Here is an 18,565-nt window from a genome sequence, read left to right on the forward strand (position 1 = left end):
ATGGTCACGGAAGTATCTTTGCAGCAAAAAATTTCTACCTGCCCCGTCTGCTTTTCTATTCAGGTGCCTGGGCCCAGAAATCCTGCTGCGCCGGCGCACTGATCCCTGCATCCGCACCTCGCAACAGGGCAATTACGATATCTCCGATTTTTTTCGCGAGTAGCGGAGGCACAGCATTTCCAACTTGATGAAACTGCTCGGTTCTGTTCCCTTGGAAAAAGTAATTGTCCGGGAAGGTCTGCAACCTGGCTGCCTCTCGCACGGTGAGGCTTCGGCATTGTTTCGGGTCGTAATGGATGAAGTAGTGGCCGTCCTTGGATATGTGACTAGTCACTGTCGTCGCGGGCCGGCCTCGCAGCTGCACCCGGAAACGGTCAGAGAACTTCCCTGTCTCCCAGTTTTCATGGTTGGGCCTCAAGCCCTGCAGGGAAAACTCCCCATGCCCCTTGGGCGACCAGCCGAAGGCGTCGGCAAATGCCGCCGCGTATGCATAACGACGCAGGTCAGCCCGCATATGACCCCGCGTATCATGGTTCAGCCAGACCGCAAGGCGCGGATCGTGGTACCAGCCATCGAGCAACGCCGGATCGTCCTCGTCAGGCCCCAGCTTGCGAAGCTGATTGCTGCCTGTGCCGAGCCCCCGCGGAACGCTGGCGGATACCTCTTGGAGCACCTCCCGCAACCGGACCTGAGACTGATTCGCCCTCACCTCGTGCGCCATCTCGCCAAAATGATTCGCCACGAGATCGCCCCACGCTTCGCTCGAGTCGGGTTCCTTGCTGAGCCGGCTGCGCAGTTTCGGCAATGAACCGATGACCCGCTCGACAGTGATCTCGCTCTGCTTCTTGATCTGCCCGGGACTCCCGAGACCGATGTCGTCGCGAACACCAATGAGAATCACACGATGACGCGCCTGCGGAATCCCGTGCTGCTCGGCCTTGATGACGAAATCGTGTACGTCGATCTTGCGCGGCCCGTCCTTGGCAGAAAAACTGGTGGCGCACGTGAGCGAATGAATGCGGTACCCGCTTCCCGACGCCGCCATGTGCATTGCCTTGTCCGGGTCCGAGAGATCTTCAAGGATTGTCTGGAAAATTTTTTTCCCGCCAACTGTGGCCGTCAGAATCCCTTTCACATTCTCCATCACGAATACTGCGGGACGATATTTCTGAATGATCCGCAGGTATTCCTTGTAGAGAAAATGACGGTGATCGTCCTCAGCCCGATACTCGATCTTCCCCTTGTTGCGTGCGCGCCCAACGAGTGAATACGCTTGGCAAGGTGGCCCTCCGATCAGTACCCAGTGAGTATCGGGGCCCAGCCCGTGCGCGGAAATCCGCTTGTCCAGCTCTTCGTTGTCGGCTGCCTTTCCGAGTTCGAGCTGGCGCGCTTCGTCCCCTGACTCCTCCCATGCGTCCCGGTTCGTGTCATCGTAGGGCACGCTGGAGTCGCCGTTACAGAAACGATAGTAGGAATCGAGCGCATTTCCACCCCGTCGCTTGAGCAGGCGATAGAAAGCTCTCAGGCGCAGCGTATTGCGCGCAGAGGAAGTCATTTCTGCCGATACAATTATCCTGAAGGGATCATCCTCTACCGACGAAAACCCCTCGCCGAGACCGCCTGGCCCGGCGAACAGGTCAACGATGGGAATATGATCCGTGAAAATAGACTGCGGTTCGATGAGCAACTTGACCTAACGTAAAAACTTGCGTGGGGGCATAGGATACCAGGAAAAATGGATGTAGTCGATTCCGCCACCCGGTCGAGAATGATGTCAGGGATCCGATCCAAGAATACGAAACCCGAAATGACGGTTAGAAAATACCTTCATGCGGAGGGTTTTCGCTATCGACTGCATACTCGTGCTCTGCCCGGATCCCCTGATATTGTCCTGCCGAAGTATCGAACCGCGATTTTCGTCCATGGTTGTTTCTGGCATCGGCACCCGGGTTGCCGATATGCCACAACGCCAGCATCGAACGTCCAACGCTGGGACCAGAAATTTAGAGCCAACATGGAAAGAGACGCCCGCAAGCAGGCAGAACTGGAAACGGCAGGCTGGCGCGTGATCGTGGTTTGGGAGTGCGAACTGCGCGGAGCTGCACAGGAAAGGTTGGAGCGGTTGCACGACGAGATTGTCTTGTCGAAGATGCGGAACGGCGTGCCAGCACCGACGTTGACCGGATGAGAACATAGCGCCAACGGACACGAAAAGGCCAACTTATCGAAGCTGCCATCGTCCTGTTGCTTGAGCAGTTGAAGCAGATCGGTCCAGCTGCGCTCAGGCTGCTCACTGTACTCATGGATTTCGTGCTGAGGAACATGGCGACGGCATTACTAGCTCCGCCTTCCATCGCTTTGCGCATCCGCACATGGGTACTGCGGAATACCCCGCCTTGCCGAAGCGATGTCGTGCGTCCCAGAGGAACAGCTGAAGGCGCATGGGAGGCTCGGCACACGCTTCCTTCACGCTTCCTGATTGGGATATTGCAGGATCCGAACAACGTCCACCAGCCCAACAGGCCAACAGGCCAACAGGCCAACAGGCCATCAGAATTGAAGCTGTTCGTATGCTGGGTGCCGACCAGGTGGACACTTTGTCGAAGCTATGCCCCGCCTTCGGTTGCGCCTAAACGAAGGACCAGCACCTACCGTAATGCACAGTCTTCACGGCAAATCCTTCTTTGAAGGGTGTTTTGGGGGGTATACCTTCTAAGGACAAAAAAAAGCCCCAATTACGGGGCTTTTTCTCTAAAACTTGGCGGAGACGGTGGGATTCGAACCCACGATACAGGTATAAGCCGTATGCATCCTTAGCAGGGATGTGCCTTCGGCCACTCGGCCACGTCTCCAGTCAACTCCAGCAAGTCTCGCTAGCGATGAGTGCAAGCATCTTAATGGCCGGTGCCGGATTGGTCAAGGCGGGACGGCCAAAAAGTTCGAAAAAGTTATGCCTTTTCCAAGTCAAAAGCTTTATGGAGGGCACGAACAGCCAGCTCCATGTATTTCTCGTCGATCAAGACGGAAATCTTGATTTCGGAAGTCGAGATCATCATGATGTTGATGCCTTCTTCGGCCAGGGTGCGGAACATCTGCGAGGCGACGCCGACGTGGCTGCGCATGCCGACGCCCACGGCGGAGACCTTCGAGACCTTGGCGTCGCCCAGCAGGCGGGTATAGCCGAGCTCGTCGCGCCGGCCTTCGAGCACGGAGAAGGCGCGCTGGTAATCGTTGCGCGACACGGTGAAGGTGAAGTCGGTGCGGCCATCGACCGACTGGTTCTGGATGATCATGTCGACTTCGATGTTGGCATCCGACACCGGTCCCAGGATGTGGAAAGCGACGCCCGGCTTGTCCGGCACGCCGATGACGGTAATCTTGGCTTCATCACGGGTGAATGCGATACCGGAGATGACGGCTTGTTCCATGTTGGTTTCTTCCTCAAACGAAATCAGGGTGCCGGAGTTGGCTTCTTCTTCAAGGGGCATGCGCGGGTCGGTCAGCGACGACAGCACGCGCGTCGGCACCTGGTAATTGCCGGCAAACTCGACCGAGCGGGTCTGCAGCACCTTCGAGCCGAGCGATGCCAGCTCCAGCATTTCTTCAAAAGTAATCTTTTCCAGGCGGCGTGCTTCGTCGACCACCCGCGGGTCGGTCGTGTAGACGCCGTCGACGTCGGTGTAGATCAGGCATTCGTCGGCCTTGAGCGCGGCGGCAATCGCCACGGCCGAGGTATCCGAGCCGCCACGGCCCAGGGTCGAGATGTTGCCCTGCTCGTCGACGCCCTGGAAGCCCGTGATGATGACGATCTTACCCGCGTCGAGGTCGGCGCGCACGCGCGAGTCGTCGATCGACTGGATGCGCGCCTTGGTGAACGAGGAATCGGTGCGGATGCCGACTTGCCAGCCGGTGTAGGAGACGGCGTCCTTGCCGATGGCCAGCAGCGCCATGGCCAGCAGGCCGACCGAGACCTGCTCGCCGGTCGAGGCGATCATGTCCAGTTCGCGCGGGTCGGGCTGGGCCATGATCTCCTTGGCCAGGCCGATCAGGCGGTTGGTCTCGCCCGACATGGCCGAGGGCACCACCACGATCTTGTAGCCTGCATCGTGCCACTTGGCGACGCGGGCCGCGACATTCTTGATACGGTCCGTCGAGCCCATCGACGTACCACCGTATTTGTGGACAATTAAAGCCATAACAGGAAGGATTCCAGCTCGTAGAGGATCAGAAGGGAATACCTACTCTAGCATGTTGCAGTGCAAAATCACAAGGGAGGCAGTCCAAAAAGCTATACGGAATACAAATAAAGTAATACGTTTTATTGGTGGAAACTTGCCGGATTCAGACTGCCTGCGACTCCCAGCGCAGGGCAACCAGCGCTGCCGGGGCGGCGCCGAGATGCTGGCAATCCATGCCGAGGCCGGCGGCGAACAGCAAGTCGCGCCCGGCGCTGACGGTCGGCAGGCGCCCGCGTTCCCAGGCCGGAACCCCGGCCGCCTGGTAATGCGCCTTCAGCCCGCGCGTGGGCCGGTTCGGCGCCAGCTTCAGGCGCTCGCCGCCCTTGCGAAAGTCGATTACCAGCGGCCGGCCCGCCAGCCAGGCGGCGTCGAAGCCGGTTTCGGCGGGCTCGAAGTGCAGGACGCCGCCATAGGCCGGGAAAGCCAGTTGCGCCTCGCCGCGCCAGACGAACGATTCGCCGGGCTTGTCGAATATGCCTTCGTCATCGGGGTCGCGCATGCCGGCGAGCTCCGCCAGCTTCGGCGTGAGGTGCAGGCGGTCGCGGTAGCGGCGCAGGTGGCAGGCCGGATGCGTCACCAGCAGCTGGGCGTCGTGCTTCGCTTCGACCAGCTGGGTATGCAATTCGGTCAGCCAGGCCGTCGACGGCATCGCCAGGCCCTGCACGGCGAACCAGTGGCGCAGCAGGTTGCAGGCGCGGTCATAGCCCAGCTGGCGCAGGCGCGCGCAATCGATGGCGCCGTCGGCCAGGCTGGCCGCGAGGTCGGTTTCCGCGAGTTCGGTCAACAGCCGCTGAGCCGACTGCGCATGCGCCGCGCTGCGCGCGAAGCGCTCCTGGAAACCGGGAAAGGCTTGCGCCAGCGCCGGCATCACGCTGTGGCGCAAGGCGTTGCGGGCAAAGCGCAGGTCGCTGTTCGATTCGTCTTCGACCCAGGCCAGGCCGGCGCCAAGCGCATGGGCTTCGAGCGCGGCGCGCCCCAGGCTGAGCAAGGGGCGCGCGACGACGAGGTCGGGATTGCCGAGCAGTTCGGGGGCGGCGTTCGCAGCGTCCATGCCGGACAGGCCGGCCGGCCCCGAGCCGCGCAGCAATTGCAGCAGCACGGTTTCGGCCTGGTCGTCGAGGTGATGGGCGGTCAGCAGGACGCTGGCGCCATGCACCGCGCATAGCTCGCCCAGCGCCCGGTAGCGCAGCTTGCGCGCGCTCGCCTCGATGCTTGAACCGGACTTGTCGAGCACGACCCGGCGCGCCGCGAAGGGCAGTCCGAGCGCCCCTGCCGCCGCCTGCACATGGCCGAGCCAGGCATCGGCGTTGGGACTCAGCCCGTGGTGGACATGCAGGACCTGCAGCGCCACGCCGTGGGTGCGGCACCAGTGTGAGGCGAGATCGAGCAGGACCATCGAATCGAGGCCGCCGCTGCAGGCAAGCGCGATCGTCGATGGGGAATAGCGCGCGTGCAGCGCATCGAGCGCGCGCGCAACAGTAGCCGGAACGGGTCCGGCATCAGGACGGCTCACGGACGGGACTCGCTTACTCTTCGCTTGGCGTCATTTCCTTGAACTTACCGTAGGACATCAGCTTCTGGTGACGCGCTTCGAGCAGGTCCTTGGTCTTCATGCCGTGGAACTGGCGCAGCGTGTCGGCCAATGCGCGCTTGAGCATTTGCGCCATGCCTTTCGGGTCGCGGTGGGCGCCGCCGAGCGGCTCGGTGATGATCTTGTCGATCACGCCCATGGCCTTCAGGCGGTGCGCTGTCAGACCAAGGGCGTCGGCGGCGTCGGCCGCGCGTTCCGAGGTCTTCCACAAGATCGAGGCGCAGCCTTCCGGCGAGATCACCGAATAGGTCGCGTACTGCAGCATCAGCACCGCATCGCCCACCGCAATGGCCAGTGCGCCGCCCGAACCGCCCTCGCCGATGATGGTGGCGATCAGCGGCACCTTCAGCTCGGCCATGACGTACAGGTTGTGGCCGATCGCTTCGGACTGGCCGCGCTCTTCGGCATCGATGCCGGGGAAGGCGCCCGGGGTGTCGACAAAGGTGAAGATCGGCAGGTTGAACTTCTCGGCCACCTTCATCAGGCGCATGGCCTTGCGGTAGCCTTCAGGCCGTGGCATGCCGAAGTTGCGCATCGCGCGCTCTTTCGTGTCGCGGCCCTTCTGGTGGCCGATGACCATGCAGGCCTGGCCATTGAAACGCGCCAGGCCGCCGACGATCGACTGGTCGTCGGCGAAGGAACGGTCGCCGCGCAGCTCATGAAAGTCGGTGAAGATCGCGTTCACGTAGTCCATGGTGTAGGGACGCTGGGGGTGGCGCGCGATCTGCGACACCTGCCAGGGCGTGAGCTTGGCGTAGATGTCCTTGGTCAGTTGCTGGCTCTTCTTGTCCAGGCGATCGATCTCTTCGGAAATGTCGACGGCGGAGTCGTCCTGGACGAAGCGCAGCTCTTCGATTTTCTGATCGAGTTCGGCAATGGATTGCTCGAAACTGAGGAAAGTTGTTTTAGTCATTGTACCTCCGGAGTTGTTCTGTAGCCTGGGCGCAAGGCGGCCACGCGGCGTGAAGTGGCTTATTCTACCGTAGCCGGCGTCGTGCCGGAGGGGGAAACGGGGTCGAGACTGCGCCACAAATACCATGTGGCGACGGTGCGCCAGGGTTCCCAGTTGGCCGCCACTTCGCGTGCGTCGCTGCGCGAAACAGGTTCACCAGAGAAATAATTCTGACTGATGCCCTGGATCAGGCCGGGATCGTCGAGCGGCAGGACGTTGGGCCTGAGCAGGTTGAAGATCAGGAACATCTCCGCCGTCCAGCGGCTGATGCCGCGGATCTGGACCAGCTCGGCAATGACGGCCTCGTCGTCCATTTCGGACCACAGGTTGGCATGCACGCGCTTGGCCTTGAAATGGTCGGCCAGGTCGAGGATGTATTCGGTCTTGCGCTTGGACAGGCCGCAGGCGCCGAGCTGCTCGGCGCCCAGCTTGATGACCTGGCTCGGGGTCATTTTCGGACAGGCCTGGCAAAGCTTGGTCCAGGCCGCGTCGGCCGCCTTGGCCGTGACTTGCTGGCCGACGATCGAGCGCGCCAGCGTCGTGAACGGGTCTGGATGGCCTTTCAGGAAAAGGTCGCCGAATTGCGGGATGAGGCGCTTCATGATGCGGTCGCGCCGCATCAGCTCTTCCTTCGCTTCGGCCCAGTAGGCGGGCACCTCGATATCGGGCGCCGCTGCGCCCATGCTGTCCTGTTCCGCTGCCATTATGCGCGACGCCAGTTCGTCGTTCCGTCCGGTTTGTCTTCCAGAACGATCCCCGCGGCGACGAGTTCGCCACGGATGCGGTCGGCCTCGGCGAAATTGCGGGCTTTCTTGGCAGCGACGCGTTCGGCGATCAGGCCGTCGATGGCAGCCTCGTCCATGCCGCCCTCGCCCGCGCCTGCCTGCAGGAAGTCCTGGGGCGCGCGCTGCAGCAGTCCCAGCACGCCGGCCAGGGCTTTGAGCTGACGCGCGCTCGCGACCGACTTCGTGCGGTTGACTTCGCTTGCCAGGTCGAACAGTTCGGCCACCGCCAGCGGGGTGTTGAAATCGTCGTCCATCGCTTCGCGCAAACGCAGGGCATGCGCTTCGTCCCAGTCGACGGCAAGCGGGTCGGCGCCGAGGTCGAGGCCGGCCAGCGCCGTGTACAGGCGCGTGAGCGCACCCTTGGCGTCGTCGATATGGACGTCGGAGTAATTCAGCGGGCTGCGGTAGTGGGCGCGCAGGATAAAGAAGCGCACCACTTCGGCATCGTATTTCTTGAGGACGTCGCGGATCGTGAAGAAATTGCCCAGGGACTTGGACATCTTTTCGTTATCGACGCGCACGAACCCGTTGTGGATCCAGTAGTTGACCATGGGCCCGCCGAACGCGCCTTCGCTCTGGGCGATCTCGTTTTCGTGGTGCGGGAATTGCAGGTCCTGGCCGCCGCCGTGGATGTCGAAGTGTTCGCCCAGCAGCGCGCACGACATGGCCGAGCATTCGATGTGCCAGCCGGGACGGCCGCGGCCCCAGCGTGAGTCCCATTTCGCCTCGTCGGGCTCGGATTCCTTGGCTGCTTTCCAGAGCACGAAGTCGAGCGGATCGCGCTTGCCGGTGTTGACATCGACGCGCTCGCCGGCGCGCAGGTCGTCGAGCGACTTGCCGGACAGCTTGCCGTAATTCGGGAAGTCGCGGACGGCGAAATTCACGTCGCCGTCATCGCTGCGGTAGGCCAGGCCCTTTTGCTCGAGCCGCTCGATGATCGACAGCATGCCCGGCACGTGTTCGGTCGCGCGCGGCACGAAACTGGCCGGCAGGATGCCGAGGGCCGCCGTGTCTTCGTCCATGAATGTCGTGAAACGCGTTACCAGCGAGGACAGCGTTTCGCCGTTTTCGACCGCGCGCTTGATGATCTTGTCGTCGATGTCCGTGATGTTGCGCACGTACTTGACCTCGTAACCGGATTCCAGGAGCCAACGGTAGATGAGGTCGAATGCCATCATCATGCGCGCGTGGCCGATGTGGCAGTAGTCGTACACGGTCATGCCGCAGACATACATGCCGACCTTGCCGGCCTCGATCGGGACGAAAACCTGCTTTTCGCGCGCCAGCGTGTTATAGATCTTTAATTGGCTCATTGGTGGTGATGAATCGAGAGGGAGGATCGATGCCCGGACAGGCCTTGCGTCGGGATCGCCTGCCGCTCTGTATTGTTCTTATTTGATAGAATGGGACGTTCTGCGCAAAGTATAGCATTGATAAAATCCGGGCTGGCCGCATATGGCTCAGGTTTATTTTTCTGCAAAAGCCTTGACACGGCATTGCGCCACGTCCACCAAGGAGACGCTCCATGCACACACAAAAACAATCCCGACGGTCCATGTTTGCCGCTCTCGGCGCAGCCTTGCTGGCGCTCGGTCTGTCGAATACCGCCCTCGCCTTCCAGAATCCGCAGGTGGCGATGAAGACGAGCATGGGCGAGATCGTCGTCGAACTCGACCAGGAAAAAGCGCCCAAGAGCACGGCCAATTTCCTCCAGTACGTCAAGTCCGGTTTCTACAAGGGCACCGTGTTCCACCGCGTGATCGACGGCTTCATGATCCAGGGCGGCGGCTATACCGAAAAACTGGTCGATAAACCCGGCGTGCGCAAGGCGATCCCGAGCGAATCGAAGAACGGCCTGTCGAACAAGCCGTACACGCTGGCGATGGCGCGCACCAGCGACCCGGATTCGGCCTCGTCGCAGTTCTTCATCAACGTCAACGACAATGTCGGCCTCGACTACCCCGGCCAGGACGGCCACGGCTATACCGTGTTCGGGCGCGTGGTCAAGGGCCAGGAGACGGTCGACAAGATCCGTGCGGTGGTGGTCGACGACATGCGCGGCATGCAGAATGTGCCGGTGACGCCGATCGTGATTCAGTCCGCGACGCTGCTCAAGGGCGAGAAGCTAGTAAAATAACGGTCTGACAATTCTTCAACTAACGAACAGGACACCTATGACCTCCGTACTGCTGACCACCAACAAGGGCAACATCACCATCGAACTCGACGCCGAAAAAGCGCCGAAGACCGTTGCCAACTTCCTGGACTACGTGAACAAGGGTCATTTCTCGAACACGATCTTCCATCGCGTGATCAAGGACTTCATGATCCAGGGCGGCGGTTTCGAGCAGGGCATGAAGCAGAAGGCCACTGAGACGACCGTCGAGAACGAAGGCAATAACGGCCTGAAGAACGACAAGTACACCGTCGCCATGGCCCGTACCTCGGCGCCGCACTCGGCATCGGCCCAGTTCTTCATCAACACCAAGAACAATGACTTCCTGAACTATCCTGGCCAGGACGGCTGGGGCTATGCCGTGTTCGGCAAGGTCACGCAAGGCACCGAGCTCGTCGACGAACTCAACAACGTGAAGACCGCGCGTTCCGGCATGCACTCCGATGTGCCGGCCGAGCCGATCATCATCGAAAAAGCCGAAGTCATTTAATTTACCGACAAAGCGCGCGGGACAGCAGACCACGACCAGCTCCATGTCCAGCCCCGCGCGCCCGCTCGCGCTCTTCATTTCCGACCTGCACCTGCAGGAGTCCCATCCGCGTACCGCCGAGGCTTTTTTCCGCTTCCTGGCCGAGCACGCGGCGCATGCCGAGCAGCTGTATCTGCTTGGCGATATCTTCGAATACTGGGCGGGCGACGACGACATCGATGCGCCCTTCCCCGCCCGCGTCATCACGGCGCTGCGCCGGCTGTCCGACAGCGGTGTCGCCGTATTCTGGATGGCGGGCAACCGCGACTTCCTCGCCGGCGCCGGTTTTGCCCACGCCGCCGGCTTGCGCCTGCTGGCCGAGCCGCACGTGCTCCGGATTGCCGGCCGCGGTATCGCCCTCGTGCATGGCGACGCCGAATGCACGCTCGACACCAACTACATGACATTTCGCACTATGGTGCGCGAGCCAGGCTGGCAGGCGCAGTTCTTGGCGCTGCCGCTGGTGCAGCGCAAGCAGATCATTGCCGGGCTGCGTGAAGGCAGCCGCGAAGCGCACACCGACAAGAGCTGCGAGATCATGGATGTCACCCCGAGCGCCATCGAGGCGGTATTTGCCGCCACCGGCGCCGAGCTGCTGATCCATGGCCACACCCATCGCCCCGCCCTGCACCGCCATGGCGACAAGACCCGCTACGTGCTGCCCGACTGGGAGCTCGATGCCGAACCGGCGCGCGGTGGCTGGATCGCCATCGACGAGCGCGGCGAGCCGACGCGCCACGCACTCGACGGCAGCCCGGTCCGGGACTGACCGCAGGCCAAAAAAAACGCCGGGTGGAGATGGCGCTTTCACGCGCCATCTCCACCCGGCGGAACGGCACCTGGATCACTCCAGGTGTGCCGCATGAAACTTACTTCGGATCGGTCTGCACGATGGCGTAGCGGGTCATGCCGTAGAGGCGGCCCTTGGCATACGCGACAGCACCGATCGATGGCGTGCCCCAGTCAAAGGCCGGCGACGACACCACACCTGCCGGACTGATCTTGCGCACGCCGCCCTGGCCGCTGAGGTAGAGGTTGCCGGCTTCATCGATGGTCATGTACTCGACTTCATAGAAGCCGAGCGTTGCCGTGCCTCGCGCACCGTCGACATCGCCGGTTTCTTTCAGCGGGGTGCCGGCGAAGACGCTCAGTTCGCCCGCCTTGGTCAGTTTGTAGACGGCCACGGTGCCCGTATCGGAGATGTACAGGTCACCGGCGGCATCGGCCACCACCGACTGCGGGGCGAAGCGGGCAACGCTCGCGCCGAGCAGGGCCTCGATCCTGGCCTTGTTCACCAGGTCGGTTTTGGCGCCAGCCGGGGTCACGCGCTGCACCAGGCCGTTGGAGGTGGTGACGATGGCATTGCCGTCGGCCTCCACGAACAGGTTGACTGCCGCCATCTGGGCATCGACGGTGCTGACGCTGCCGTTCAGGATGCGGCGCAGGCCGGCGGTCTGGGCTACCCAGATCGAGCCGTCGCGTCCCGCCGCCACCGAGCGTGGCTCGTTGAACAGCGCCACGCCCACGGCGCCGTCGGTCGTACCGGCCGTGCCTGCCTTGCCGGCAATGGTCGTCACGACGCCGTCCGCCGTCGTCTTGCGCACGATACTGGCAATGGAATCGACAACGTACAGCGAACCGTCGGCATCGGCAGCCAGCGAGCTGCTCCAGTTGAAGCGCGCCGCGGCGCCGCTGCCATCGACATTGCCGCGCAGGGCAGGCGTGGCCGACAGCGTGGTGACCGTGCCGTCCATGCTGACCCGGCGCAGCACGCCCTGGTCGTTATCGAGGACGATCACGTTGGTGCCGTCGAATCCGATCGAACGCACCGAACTGAACCTTGCCGCAGCACCCTGGCCATCGGCGAAGCCGCGCGTCAAACTGCCGGCGATCGTGGTAACGACGCCTGCAGTCGTGACCCGGCGCACCAGCGAAGCGTCGCCCACGAACAGGTCGCCATTGGTGCCCACGACCATGTCGGTCAGGGCGCCGAAGCGTGCCGCGGAGCCCGTGCCGTCGAGCGGAGAGCCGGACGGACCACCCGCGTGCAGCACCAGCGTACCGCCCGCGTCTTTCCAGATGCGGCTTTCGAAGTCGGAGAAGTACAGGGTGCCGTCGTTACCGCGGGCGATGCCGTAGAACGACGGGGACACAGTCAGGCCTGCCGGGGTGGCATAGGTGGTCGTCGTGACGACGCCGGTGGCGCTGACGCGGCGCACCGTGGCGCGCGCGGCGGCGTCGAGCACGATCACCCCGCCTGCGCCATCGAAGACCATGCGCTGCGGACGCTCGAAGCGGGCGGCGCTGCCGGTACCATCGGCGCCGACCGTCGGCGTCGCGGGTGCGACGTTGTTGCAGACCGTGGAACCATTGCCGGCCAGCGTCGTGACCAGTCCGCCTGGCGTCACCTTGCGAATCGCGCCATTGCAGTCGTCCGAGACGAACAGGTTACCTTGCGGGTCGACCAGGACATCGCTGGCGAAACCGAAGCGGAAGCGCGCAGCGGCGCCCTGTCCGTCGACCAGGCCTGGCCTGCCCGAACCGCCGGCCAGGGTGCTGATGGCGCCCGAAGGAGCAATCTTCAGGATGGCATGCGGGCCGCCATCGAGCACGTACAGGTTGCCGGCGGCGTCGGCCGCGACACCCTGCGGTTCCTGCAAGGCGGTGATCGAGCCCGCCAGCAGCACGGGTGCGCAGGCGACTGCCGTCTTGGTGCTGTCGGCGGTGCCGATCGCGCCGGTGCCTTCAGTGACCCGGCAGGTGTAGCCGCCCGATGGCGTTGCCTTGATATTGAAAGCGGTGCCTGCGTTGAGCTTGCTGCCAAAGGTAAACGTGCCGTTATTAGCGACCTGAACGGTTTCAGTGCCGTTCGCGAGCGTCACGGTCGTGCCCTGCGCGAGTCCGCTGACCGTGCCGCCCAGGCCGAACTGGATTGCCGGCGGCGGGGTGACCGGGCCCGGTGGCGGGGCAACTCCACCTGGCGGTGGGGTCGGCGCTGGCGAGCCACTGTCGCCGCCACCGCCACCGCCGCCGCAGCCTGCCAGGAGCACAGCCAGCGCTGCGGCAAGTGCATAGTCCATCGGCTTCATCATTCGCTTCGTATTCATTTTTTCTCCAGGGTCCACGGCGCGACAGCGCTGTTTTCTAACTACGTTCAGGTGCTAAGAATATAAAAATTACAATATATTCTCGACAACTATACATGAAGCAAGAAAGAACCGGCGCACTGCTGCCGCTGAGCCCGCGATGAAGATTGCCAGATGCAATCCTTGGTGAGTTTTCTGGCAAGAAAATCCTCTATGATTCGCCTCGGCATCGGATTTTTGCTGTTCATGGCCGATTTCTTGCAGTTCGTCGCCTTCTGGCTGCCTGTAAAAGTATCGCTGTTATAGTTCACTACAACACCACAGCAATACTTCACCACAAGGAGCCAGACATGCAACACCGTGCTGCAGCACCGCTACGACAGGAGGGCCACCCATGAATATCGGCTGGAACGACAACGCACCGATTTACCGCCAGCTCAAGGACAGGGTGATCGACATGATGCTCGACGGCGTCCTGAAAGCCGGCGACGCCCTGCCCTCGGTCCGCCAGATTGCGGCCGAATACCAGCTCAACCCGATCACCGTGTCCAAGGCTTACCAGGAACTGGTCGACGAAAACCTAGTAGAAAAACGAAGGGGGATTGGCATGTACGTCACTGAAGGAGCAAGCGAGAAACTGCTCGCAAGCGAGCGCGAACGTTTCCTGCGCGAGGAATGGCCGGCCATGGTGGAGCGTATCCGCCTGCTGGGCTTGAACATCGAACAATTGCTGCGCAGCCCGCAGCCAGGAGGTACAGCATGAGCGCCGTCATCTCGGCCCGCGGCCTGTCCAAGCATTACGGCAAGCGTACCGCCATCGATGGCATCGACTTCGAGATCCCGGCCGGACGCATCGTCGGCCTGATCGGGCCGAATGGCTCGGGCAAGACCACCACGCTGAAAGCGGCGCTGGGCCTGGTGCCTTTTGACGGCGACCTGCGCGTGATGGGCCTCGACCCGCGTACCCAGCGCGATGCCCTGATGCAGGACGTGTGCTTCATCGCCGACGTGGCGATCCTGCCGCGCTGGCTGCGCGTGATGGACGCCATCGACTTCGTGGCTGGCGTGCATCCGCGCTTCGACCGCAAGCGCGCCGAGCGCTACATCGCCAATACCCGTTTGAGCCCGACCATGAAGGTCAAGGAAATGTCGAAAGGCATGGTCGTCCAGCTGCACCTGGCGCTGGTGATGGCGATCGACGCCAAGCTGCTGGTGCTCGACGAGCCGACCCTGGGTCTCGACATCATCTACCGCAAGCAGTTCTACCAGAACCTGCTGGAAGATTATTTTGACGAGAACAAGACGATCATCATCACGACCCACCAGGTCGAGGAAGTCGAGCACATCCTGACCGACCTGCTGTTCATCCGCGACGGGCGCATCGTGCTGGCCGCGACGATGGATGAGGTCGGCGAGCGCTATGTCGAAGTCATGGTCGCGGCCGATAAAGTGGTCGCCGCCAATGCCCTGCAGCCGCTCGACCAGCGCACCGTGTTCGGCAAGTCGGTGATGCTGTTCGACTCGGCACGCGCCGGCGGCGTCTCGCGCGCCCAATTGTCCGCACTCGGAGAAACGCGCAACCCGAGCGTTGCCGACCTGTTCGTGGCAACCATGAAAGGAACCTACGCATGAATACGATGAAATGGCTGCTCCGCCGTGAATTCTGGGAGCACAAGGGAGGCTTTGTGTGGGCGCCGCTGATCGCGGCCGCGATCATGGTCGTGTTGATCGGGGGCGTGCTCGGTTACGGGGTCGCCAGCGGCAAGATGGGCCCGAACGACAACATCAGCATCCGCGTCGATGGCAAGGAAGTGCACCACACCTCGATCGTCGATGTCGTTACACCTGAAAAACGCGTCGAGATCGCCGAAGCGGCGGCCAACAACTACATCCTGGCCGGCGCCCCGATCTTCGCGGTGCTGCCGATCGTGGCCTTCTTCTACTGCCTGGGAGCGCTGTACGACGACCGGCGCGACCGCAGCATCCTGTTCTGGAAGTCGCTGCCCATCTCGGACACTTCGACGGTGATGTCGAAGCTGGCGACGGTGCTGCTGGCGGCGCCCCTGATCAGCATCGCTATCGCCAGCGGCGTAGCGCTCATCATGCTGCTGCTGACCGGCATCGGCGCCAGCGCCAAGGGCGTCAACCTGTTCGGCGCCGTGCTGAGCAACGCCAATCTCTACCTGGCGCCGCTCTATCTGCTGGCGATGCTGCCGGTGTATGTGCTGTGGGCGCTGCCCACCGCCGGCTGGCTGTTGCTGGTGTCGAGCTGGGCCAAGTCGAAAGTGTTCCTGTGGGCCGTCGGCGTGCCGCTGATCGCCGCGGTGCTGCTGAAATGGCTCGACTTCCTGCTGGGCATGACGAGCGGCCTGACGATCAACGCCGACTGGGTCATCAACAACGTGCTCGAAGCCATCCTGCTCGGCCTGGTTCCCGGCACCTGGCTGATGGATGCTGGCGCCGACCTGCCGGCACGCGGCAAGTATGGCCTCGAGATGCTGCCGATGGTGAGCTACTCGTGGTCGACCCTGGCCAAGCCGGCACTCTGGGCGGGCGTGGCGGCCGGCGTGGCGATGATCGCCGGGGCCATCCGCATGCGCCGCTGGCGTGATGAGGGCTAATTAGCCAGGGTTCGGGGCTTACTGGAATTGCTGCCGGAAAGCCTCGAACTGCCCCTTGAGATCCTCCAGTTCGCCGCGCAATGCGGCGACTTCCGCTTCCAGCTGGCCGATGCGGCTGGCGGGAGCCGAGCTTGCGACGGCGCCGAAGGCCGAGTCGTCGCGTGCAACCGAGATTTCCCCGCCGAGCAGCTGGCCGTAGCGCGGCTCCTTGGTGCCGGGTGCACGCTCGAGGCGCGCCACCAGCGGCGGGTATTTATCGACCAGGAACTGCAGCGCCGCTTCGACATCGCCCACCGACTTAAATTCGTGCAGGCGGCCGCTGCGGGTGCGGATTTCGCCCGCCGTCTGCAGGCCGCGCAGCATCAGCACGGCGAGCACGGCGACCTTGTCCTGCTCGAGCGTCCACTTGATGCGCATGCGGTGTTCGTATTTGGTCACGCGCGCGCCGGCGGCGCTGACGCCGCTCACCAGGCGTTGTTCAGTCAGGCGCCCCAGCGTGTCCTGCACTGCCTCTTCCGACAACTGCATCACCGGATCGCGGCTGGAGAGCTGGTTGCAGCCGTTGACGATGGCGTTCAGCGACATCGGGTAATTGTCGGGCGTGAGCGCTTCTTTTTCGGCCAGCACGGCCAGCACGCGGATCTCGAAAGGGTCGAGCACGGCGGCGCCGCTTGATTCTTCAGTCATGGATTCCTCAGTCAACCAGCCGGTTCAGTTCGGCGGAGTCGAGTTTATCACCGGCGCGCAGGTTCGGGCAGGCGATGCCGGCGGCCTGGATGGTGGCGCTCAGGCGTTCGAGCTGCTCGTCCTGTCGCGCCACGTGGTCGATCAGGCCGCGCAGGGCTTTCGACAGCGGGTCGTCGCCGTTCGGCACCACGCCGTAGGCGGCGAACAGGCGCGCGCTCCTCGACTGGTCTTCCTTGAGGATGATGTGGGCCGGATTGCCGACCGCGGTCGCCCCGGCCGGCACCGGTTTCACGACGACGGCGTTGGAGCCGACCTTGGCGAATTCGCCCACCGTGAACGCGCCCAGCACCTGGGCGCCGGCGCCGACGATCACGCCGCGCTCGAGCGTGGGGTGGCGCTTGGTGCCGGCCACCAGGGTCGTGCCGCCGAGGGTGACGCCCTGATAGATGGTGCAGCCGTCGCCGACGACGGCGGTTTCGCCGATCACGACGCCGAAGCCGTGGTCGATGAAGACGCGCCGGCCGATGCTTGCGCCCGGGTGGATTTCAATGCCGGTGATGACGCGTGCAAGATAGGACAGGAAGCGCCCGAGCCACTTCAGATTGACGCGCCAGCAGGCGTGCGCCCAGCGGTGCATGACGATCGCATGCAGGCCCGGATAGCAGGTGAGCACCTCCCAGCCGTTACGGGCGGCCGGGTCGCGTTCGATGATGCTCTTGATATCTTCGCGCAACGAGGAAAACATAATGGACACAGGAGGAAAAACAGCCGCAATGGTAGCTTATCCGGGGGGCCGCTGCTTGGGACGGGGTCAATTCGGAAGGGGTATTGCGGGGACGGGCCTTGCAACCCCGGCGAAGGATGAGACGCCGGGGTTGTGTACTGTGCTTACGCCTGGATACCGCGCTGGCGGCGCGCTTCGTAGAGGCAGACGCCCGAAGCGACCGAGACGTTCAGGCTCTCGACCGAACCGAACATCGGGATGTTCACCAGTAGATCGCAGGTCTCGCGGGTCAGGCGGCGCATGCCCTCGCCTTCGGAACCCATCACCAGCGCGGTCGGGCCGGTGAAGTCAGCTTCGTAGAGGCCCTTTTCGGCGTCGTCGGAGGTGCCGATCAGCCAGATGCCGCGCTCTTTCAGTTCACGCATGGTGCGCGCCAGGTTCGTGACCGTGATGTAGGGCACGGTTTCGGCGGCGCCGCTGGCAACCTTGGCGGCGGTGGCGTTCAGGCCGACCGCGCGGTCCTTCGGTACGATGACCGCGTGCGCACCGACACCGTCGGCCACGCGCAGGCAGGCGCCCAGGTTGTGCGGGTCGGTGATGCCGTCGAGGATCAGGATCAGCGGTGGACCCTCGATGGCGTCGAGCAGCTCGTCGAGATTGCGGGCCAGCGCCAGCTGGCTGGCAAAGGCGATCACGCCCTGGTGGCGGCGGGTGCCGACGATCTTGTCGAGCCGCCCGGCTTCCACCGGCATGACGCGCACGCCGGCCGCCTTGGCATTCGCGATCAGGTCCTTCATGCGGCCATCGTTACGCTCGGCGTCGACGAAGATTTCCTCGACCGATTGCGCCTCGTGGCGCAGTCGCGAGGTCACCGCGTGGAAACCGAAAATCATTTTATTCTTCATGCGTTACTTTTCACTTGCTTTGCTTTTTTTGCTGCTGGTTTGGAGGTGGTGCTGGCGGCCTTGGCTGCGGGCTTCTTCGCTGCGGCGCTCTTGGCTGCGCTCTTGGCTGCGGTCTTGACCGCAGCTGCCTTTGCCGCAGGCTTTGCAGCGCTCTTTTTTGCCGCCGGTATCGGCTCGACGATGCTCTCGGCCGGCACGGCCTCGGCCTTGACAGCCCGGCTGCGGCGCGGTTTGGCCTCGGCCAGCGGCGCAGGCGCCGCTGTTTCGGCCA

General features: G+C 63.1%; 17 protein-coding genes and 1 tRNA gene. 7 read left to right on the forward strand and 11 right to left on the reverse strand.

The features are described from left to right. Positions 1–55: 55 nt before the first annotated feature. Positions 56–1,687 carry a DNA cytosine methyltransferase gene (locus AC56KZ_RS02685; protein ID WP_497160587.1) on the reverse strand — a complete coding sequence of 544 codons (1,632 nt, stop codon included), beginning with the start codon at positions 1,685–1,687 and terminating at the stop codon, positions 56–58. 48 nt (positions 1,688–1,735) lie between these two features. Between AC56KZ_RS02685 and AC56KZ_RS02690 the strand changes: the two genes are divergently transcribed. After that, positions 1,736–2,188, forward strand: a complete 453-nt coding sequence (locus AC56KZ_RS02690) for a very short patch repair endonuclease (RefSeq protein ID WP_497160588.1) — start codon at positions 1,736–1,738, stop codon at positions 2,186–2,188. Positions 2,189–2,759: 571 nt separating this feature from the next. Here the strand turns inward: AC56KZ_RS02690 and AC56KZ_RS02695 are convergent. The 6 genes from AC56KZ_RS02695 to cysS form a co-directional block, all read right to left on the reverse strand. Further along, positions 2,760–2,852, reverse strand: a tRNA-Ser gene (locus tag AC56KZ_RS02695). Positions 2,853–2,948: 96 nt separating this feature from the next. After that, complete coding sequence (locus AC56KZ_RS02700) at positions 2,949–4,196, reverse strand: aspartate kinase (protein WP_497160589.1); 1,248 nt, start codon at positions 4,194–4,196, stop codon at positions 2,949–2,951. Between the two features lie 145 nt (positions 4,197–4,341). Further along, a complete protein-coding gene (gene tilS, locus AC56KZ_RS02705) occupies positions 4,342–5,751 on the reverse strand; it encodes a tRNA lysidine(34) synthetase TilS (protein WP_497160590.1) in 1,410 nt (469 codons plus the stop codon). 13 nt (positions 5,752–5,764) lie between these two features. Then, positions 5,765–6,742 (reverse strand): acetyl-CoA carboxylase carboxyltransferase subunit alpha, encoded by a 978-nt coding sequence (locus AC56KZ_RS02710; protein ID WP_497160591.1) that lies wholly within the window; start codon positions 6,740–6,742, stop codon positions 5,765–5,767. Between the two features lie 59 nt (positions 6,743–6,801). Next, positions 6,802–7,485 carry a DNA-3-methyladenine glycosylase family protein gene (locus AC56KZ_RS02715; protein ID WP_497160592.1) on the reverse strand — a complete coding sequence of 228 codons (684 nt, stop codon included), beginning with the start codon at positions 7,483–7,485 and terminating at the stop codon, positions 6,802–6,804. Continuing rightward, positions 7,485–8,879, reverse strand: coding sequence for a cysteine--tRNA ligase (gene cysS, locus AC56KZ_RS02720; protein ID WP_497160593.1), 1,395 nt, complete (start codon positions 8,877–8,879; stop codon positions 7,485–7,487). Before cysS ends, AC56KZ_RS02715 begins: the two co-directional genes overlap by 1 nt. A gap of 242 nt (positions 8,880–9,121) precedes the next feature. On the opposite strand from cysS, the gene AC56KZ_RS02725 reads away from it, so the two are divergent. The 3 genes from AC56KZ_RS02725 to AC56KZ_RS02735 are packed head-to-tail and all read left to right on the forward strand — an operon-like array spanning position 9,122 to position 11,040. Further along, on the forward strand, positions 9,122–9,703 hold the full coding sequence (locus AC56KZ_RS02725; protein ID WP_497160594.1) for a peptidylprolyl isomerase: 582 nt from the start codon (positions 9,122–9,124) through the stop codon (positions 9,701–9,703). A 37-nt stretch (positions 9,704–9,740) separates the two neighbouring features. After that, on the forward strand, positions 9,741–10,232 hold the full coding sequence (locus AC56KZ_RS02730) for a peptidylprolyl isomerase (RefSeq protein WP_497160595.1): 492 nt from the start codon (positions 9,741–9,743) through the stop codon (positions 10,230–10,232). Between the two features lie 43 nt (positions 10,233–10,275). Next, the gene (locus AC56KZ_RS02735; RefSeq protein ID WP_497160596.1) at positions 10,276–11,040 is read left to right on the forward strand and encodes a UDP-2,3-diacylglucosamine diphosphatase; all 765 of its coding nucleotides are present in this window, start codon (positions 10,276–10,278) and stop codon (positions 11,038–11,040) included. 100 nt (positions 11,041–11,140) lie between these two features. Here AC56KZ_RS02735 and AC56KZ_RS02740 read toward each other — a convergent pair whose 3' ends face one another. Next, on the reverse strand, positions 11,141–13,378 hold the full coding sequence (locus tag AC56KZ_RS02740; protein WP_497160597.1) for an NHL repeat-containing protein: 2,238 nt from the start codon (positions 13,376–13,378) through the stop codon (positions 11,141–11,143). A gap of 373 nt (positions 13,379–13,751) precedes the next feature. Here AC56KZ_RS02740 and AC56KZ_RS02745 point away from each other — a divergent pair, with 373 nt between their 5' ends. From AC56KZ_RS02745 to AC56KZ_RS02755, 3 genes are read left to right on the forward strand one after another with little or no spacing between them, the layout of a single operon-like run. Beyond that, positions 13,752–14,120, forward strand: coding sequence for a GntR family transcriptional regulator (locus AC56KZ_RS02745; RefSeq protein ID WP_497160598.1), 369 nt, complete (start codon positions 13,752–13,754; stop codon positions 14,118–14,120). Next, complete coding sequence (locus AC56KZ_RS02750; RefSeq protein WP_497160599.1) at positions 14,117–14,989, forward strand: ABC transporter ATP-binding protein; 873 nt, start codon at positions 14,117–14,119, stop codon at positions 14,987–14,989. Before AC56KZ_RS02745 ends, AC56KZ_RS02750 begins: the two co-directional genes overlap by 4 nt. Beyond that, positions 14,986–15,978 carry a hypothetical protein gene (locus AC56KZ_RS02755; RefSeq protein WP_497160600.1) on the forward strand — a complete coding sequence of 331 codons (993 nt, stop codon included), beginning with the start codon at positions 14,986–14,988 and terminating at the stop codon, positions 15,976–15,978. The genes AC56KZ_RS02750 and AC56KZ_RS02755 overlap by 4 nt, the downstream gene beginning before the upstream one ends. A gap of 18 nt (positions 15,979–15,996) precedes the next feature. Here the strand turns inward: AC56KZ_RS02755 and AC56KZ_RS02760 are convergent, their stop codons facing one another. The 3 genes from AC56KZ_RS02760 to rlmB all read right to left on the reverse strand — a co-directional run bounded on the left by AC56KZ_RS02760 (position 15,997) and on the right by rlmB (position 18,294). Beyond that, complete coding sequence (locus AC56KZ_RS02760) at positions 15,997–16,665, reverse strand: YceH family protein (RefSeq protein ID WP_497160601.1); 669 nt, start codon at positions 16,663–16,665, stop codon at positions 15,997–15,999. Positions 16,666–16,672: 7 nt separating this feature from the next. Further along, a complete protein-coding gene (gene cysE, locus AC56KZ_RS02765) occupies positions 16,673–17,410 on the reverse strand; it encodes a serine O-acetyltransferase (RefSeq protein ID WP_497160602.1) in 738 nt (245 codons plus the stop codon). Positions 17,411–17,553: 143 nt separating this feature from the next. Next, positions 17,554–18,294 carry a 23S rRNA (guanosine(2251)-2'-O)-methyltransferase RlmB gene (gene rlmB / locus AC56KZ_RS02770; RefSeq protein ID WP_497160603.1) on the reverse strand — a complete coding sequence of 247 codons (741 nt, stop codon included), beginning with the start codon at positions 18,292–18,294 and terminating at the stop codon, positions 17,554–17,556. Between the last annotated feature and the right edge of the window lie 271 nt (positions 18,295–18,565).

The organism is Telluria sp. LT2P34 (assembly GCF_059685915.1).

What these genes read in the sequence shown, in the direction of transcription:
- AC56KZ_RS02690 (WP_497160588.1), top strand. Translation starts at nt 1,736, where the DNA reads ATGGATGTAGTCGATTCCGCCACCCGGTCGAGAATGATGTCAGGGATC.
- AC56KZ_RS02700 (WP_497160589.1), bottom strand. Translation starts at nt 4,196, where the DNA reads ATGGCTTTAATTGTCCACAAATACGGTGGTACGTCGATGGGCTCGACG.
- AC56KZ_RS02710 (WP_497160591.1), bottom strand. Translation starts at nt 6,742, where the DNA reads ATGACTAAAACAACTTTCCTCAGTTTCGAGCAATCCATTGCCGAACTC.
- AC56KZ_RS02715 (WP_497160592.1), bottom strand. Translation starts at nt 7,485, where the DNA reads ATGGCAGCGGAACAGGACAGCATGGGCGCAGCGGCGCCCGATATCGAG.
- cysS (WP_497160593.1), bottom strand. Translation starts at nt 8,879, where the DNA reads ATGAGCCAATTAAAGATCTATAACACGCTGGCGCGCGAAAAGCAGGTT.
- AC56KZ_RS02725 (WP_497160594.1), top strand. Translation starts at nt 9,122, where the DNA reads ATGTTTGCCGCTCTCGGCGCAGCCTTGCTGGCGCTCGGTCTGTCGAAT.
- AC56KZ_RS02730 (WP_497160595.1), top strand. Translation starts at nt 9,741, where the DNA reads ATGACCTCCGTACTGCTGACCACCAACAAGGGCAACATCACCATCGAA.
- AC56KZ_RS02735 (WP_497160596.1), top strand. Translation starts at nt 10,276, where the DNA reads ATGTCCAGCCCCGCGCGCCCGCTCGCGCTCTTCATTTCCGACCTGCAC.
- AC56KZ_RS02740 (WP_497160597.1), bottom strand. Translation starts at nt 13,378, where the DNA reads ATGAATACGAAGCGAATGATGAAGCCGATGGACTATGCACTTGCCGCA.
- AC56KZ_RS02745 (WP_497160598.1), top strand. Translation starts at nt 13,752, where the DNA reads ATGAATATCGGCTGGAACGACAACGCACCGATTTACCGCCAGCTCAAG.
- AC56KZ_RS02750 (WP_497160599.1), top strand. Translation starts at nt 14,117, where the DNA reads ATGAGCGCCGTCATCTCGGCCCGCGGCCTGTCCAAGCATTACGGCAAG.
- AC56KZ_RS02755 (WP_497160600.1), top strand. Translation starts at nt 14,986, where the DNA reads ATGAATACGATGAAATGGCTGCTCCGCCGTGAATTCTGGGAGCACAAG.
- AC56KZ_RS02760 (WP_497160601.1), bottom strand. Translation starts at nt 16,665, where the DNA reads ATGACTGAAGAATCAAGCGGCGCCGCCGTGCTCGACCCTTTCGAGATC.
- cysE (WP_497160602.1), bottom strand. Translation starts at nt 17,410, where the DNA reads ATGTTTTCCTCGTTGCGCGAAGATATCAAGAGCATCATCGAACGCGAC.
- rlmB (WP_497160603.1), bottom strand. Translation starts at nt 18,294, where the DNA reads ATGAAGAATAAAATGATTTTCGGTTTCCACGCGGTGACCTCGCGACTG.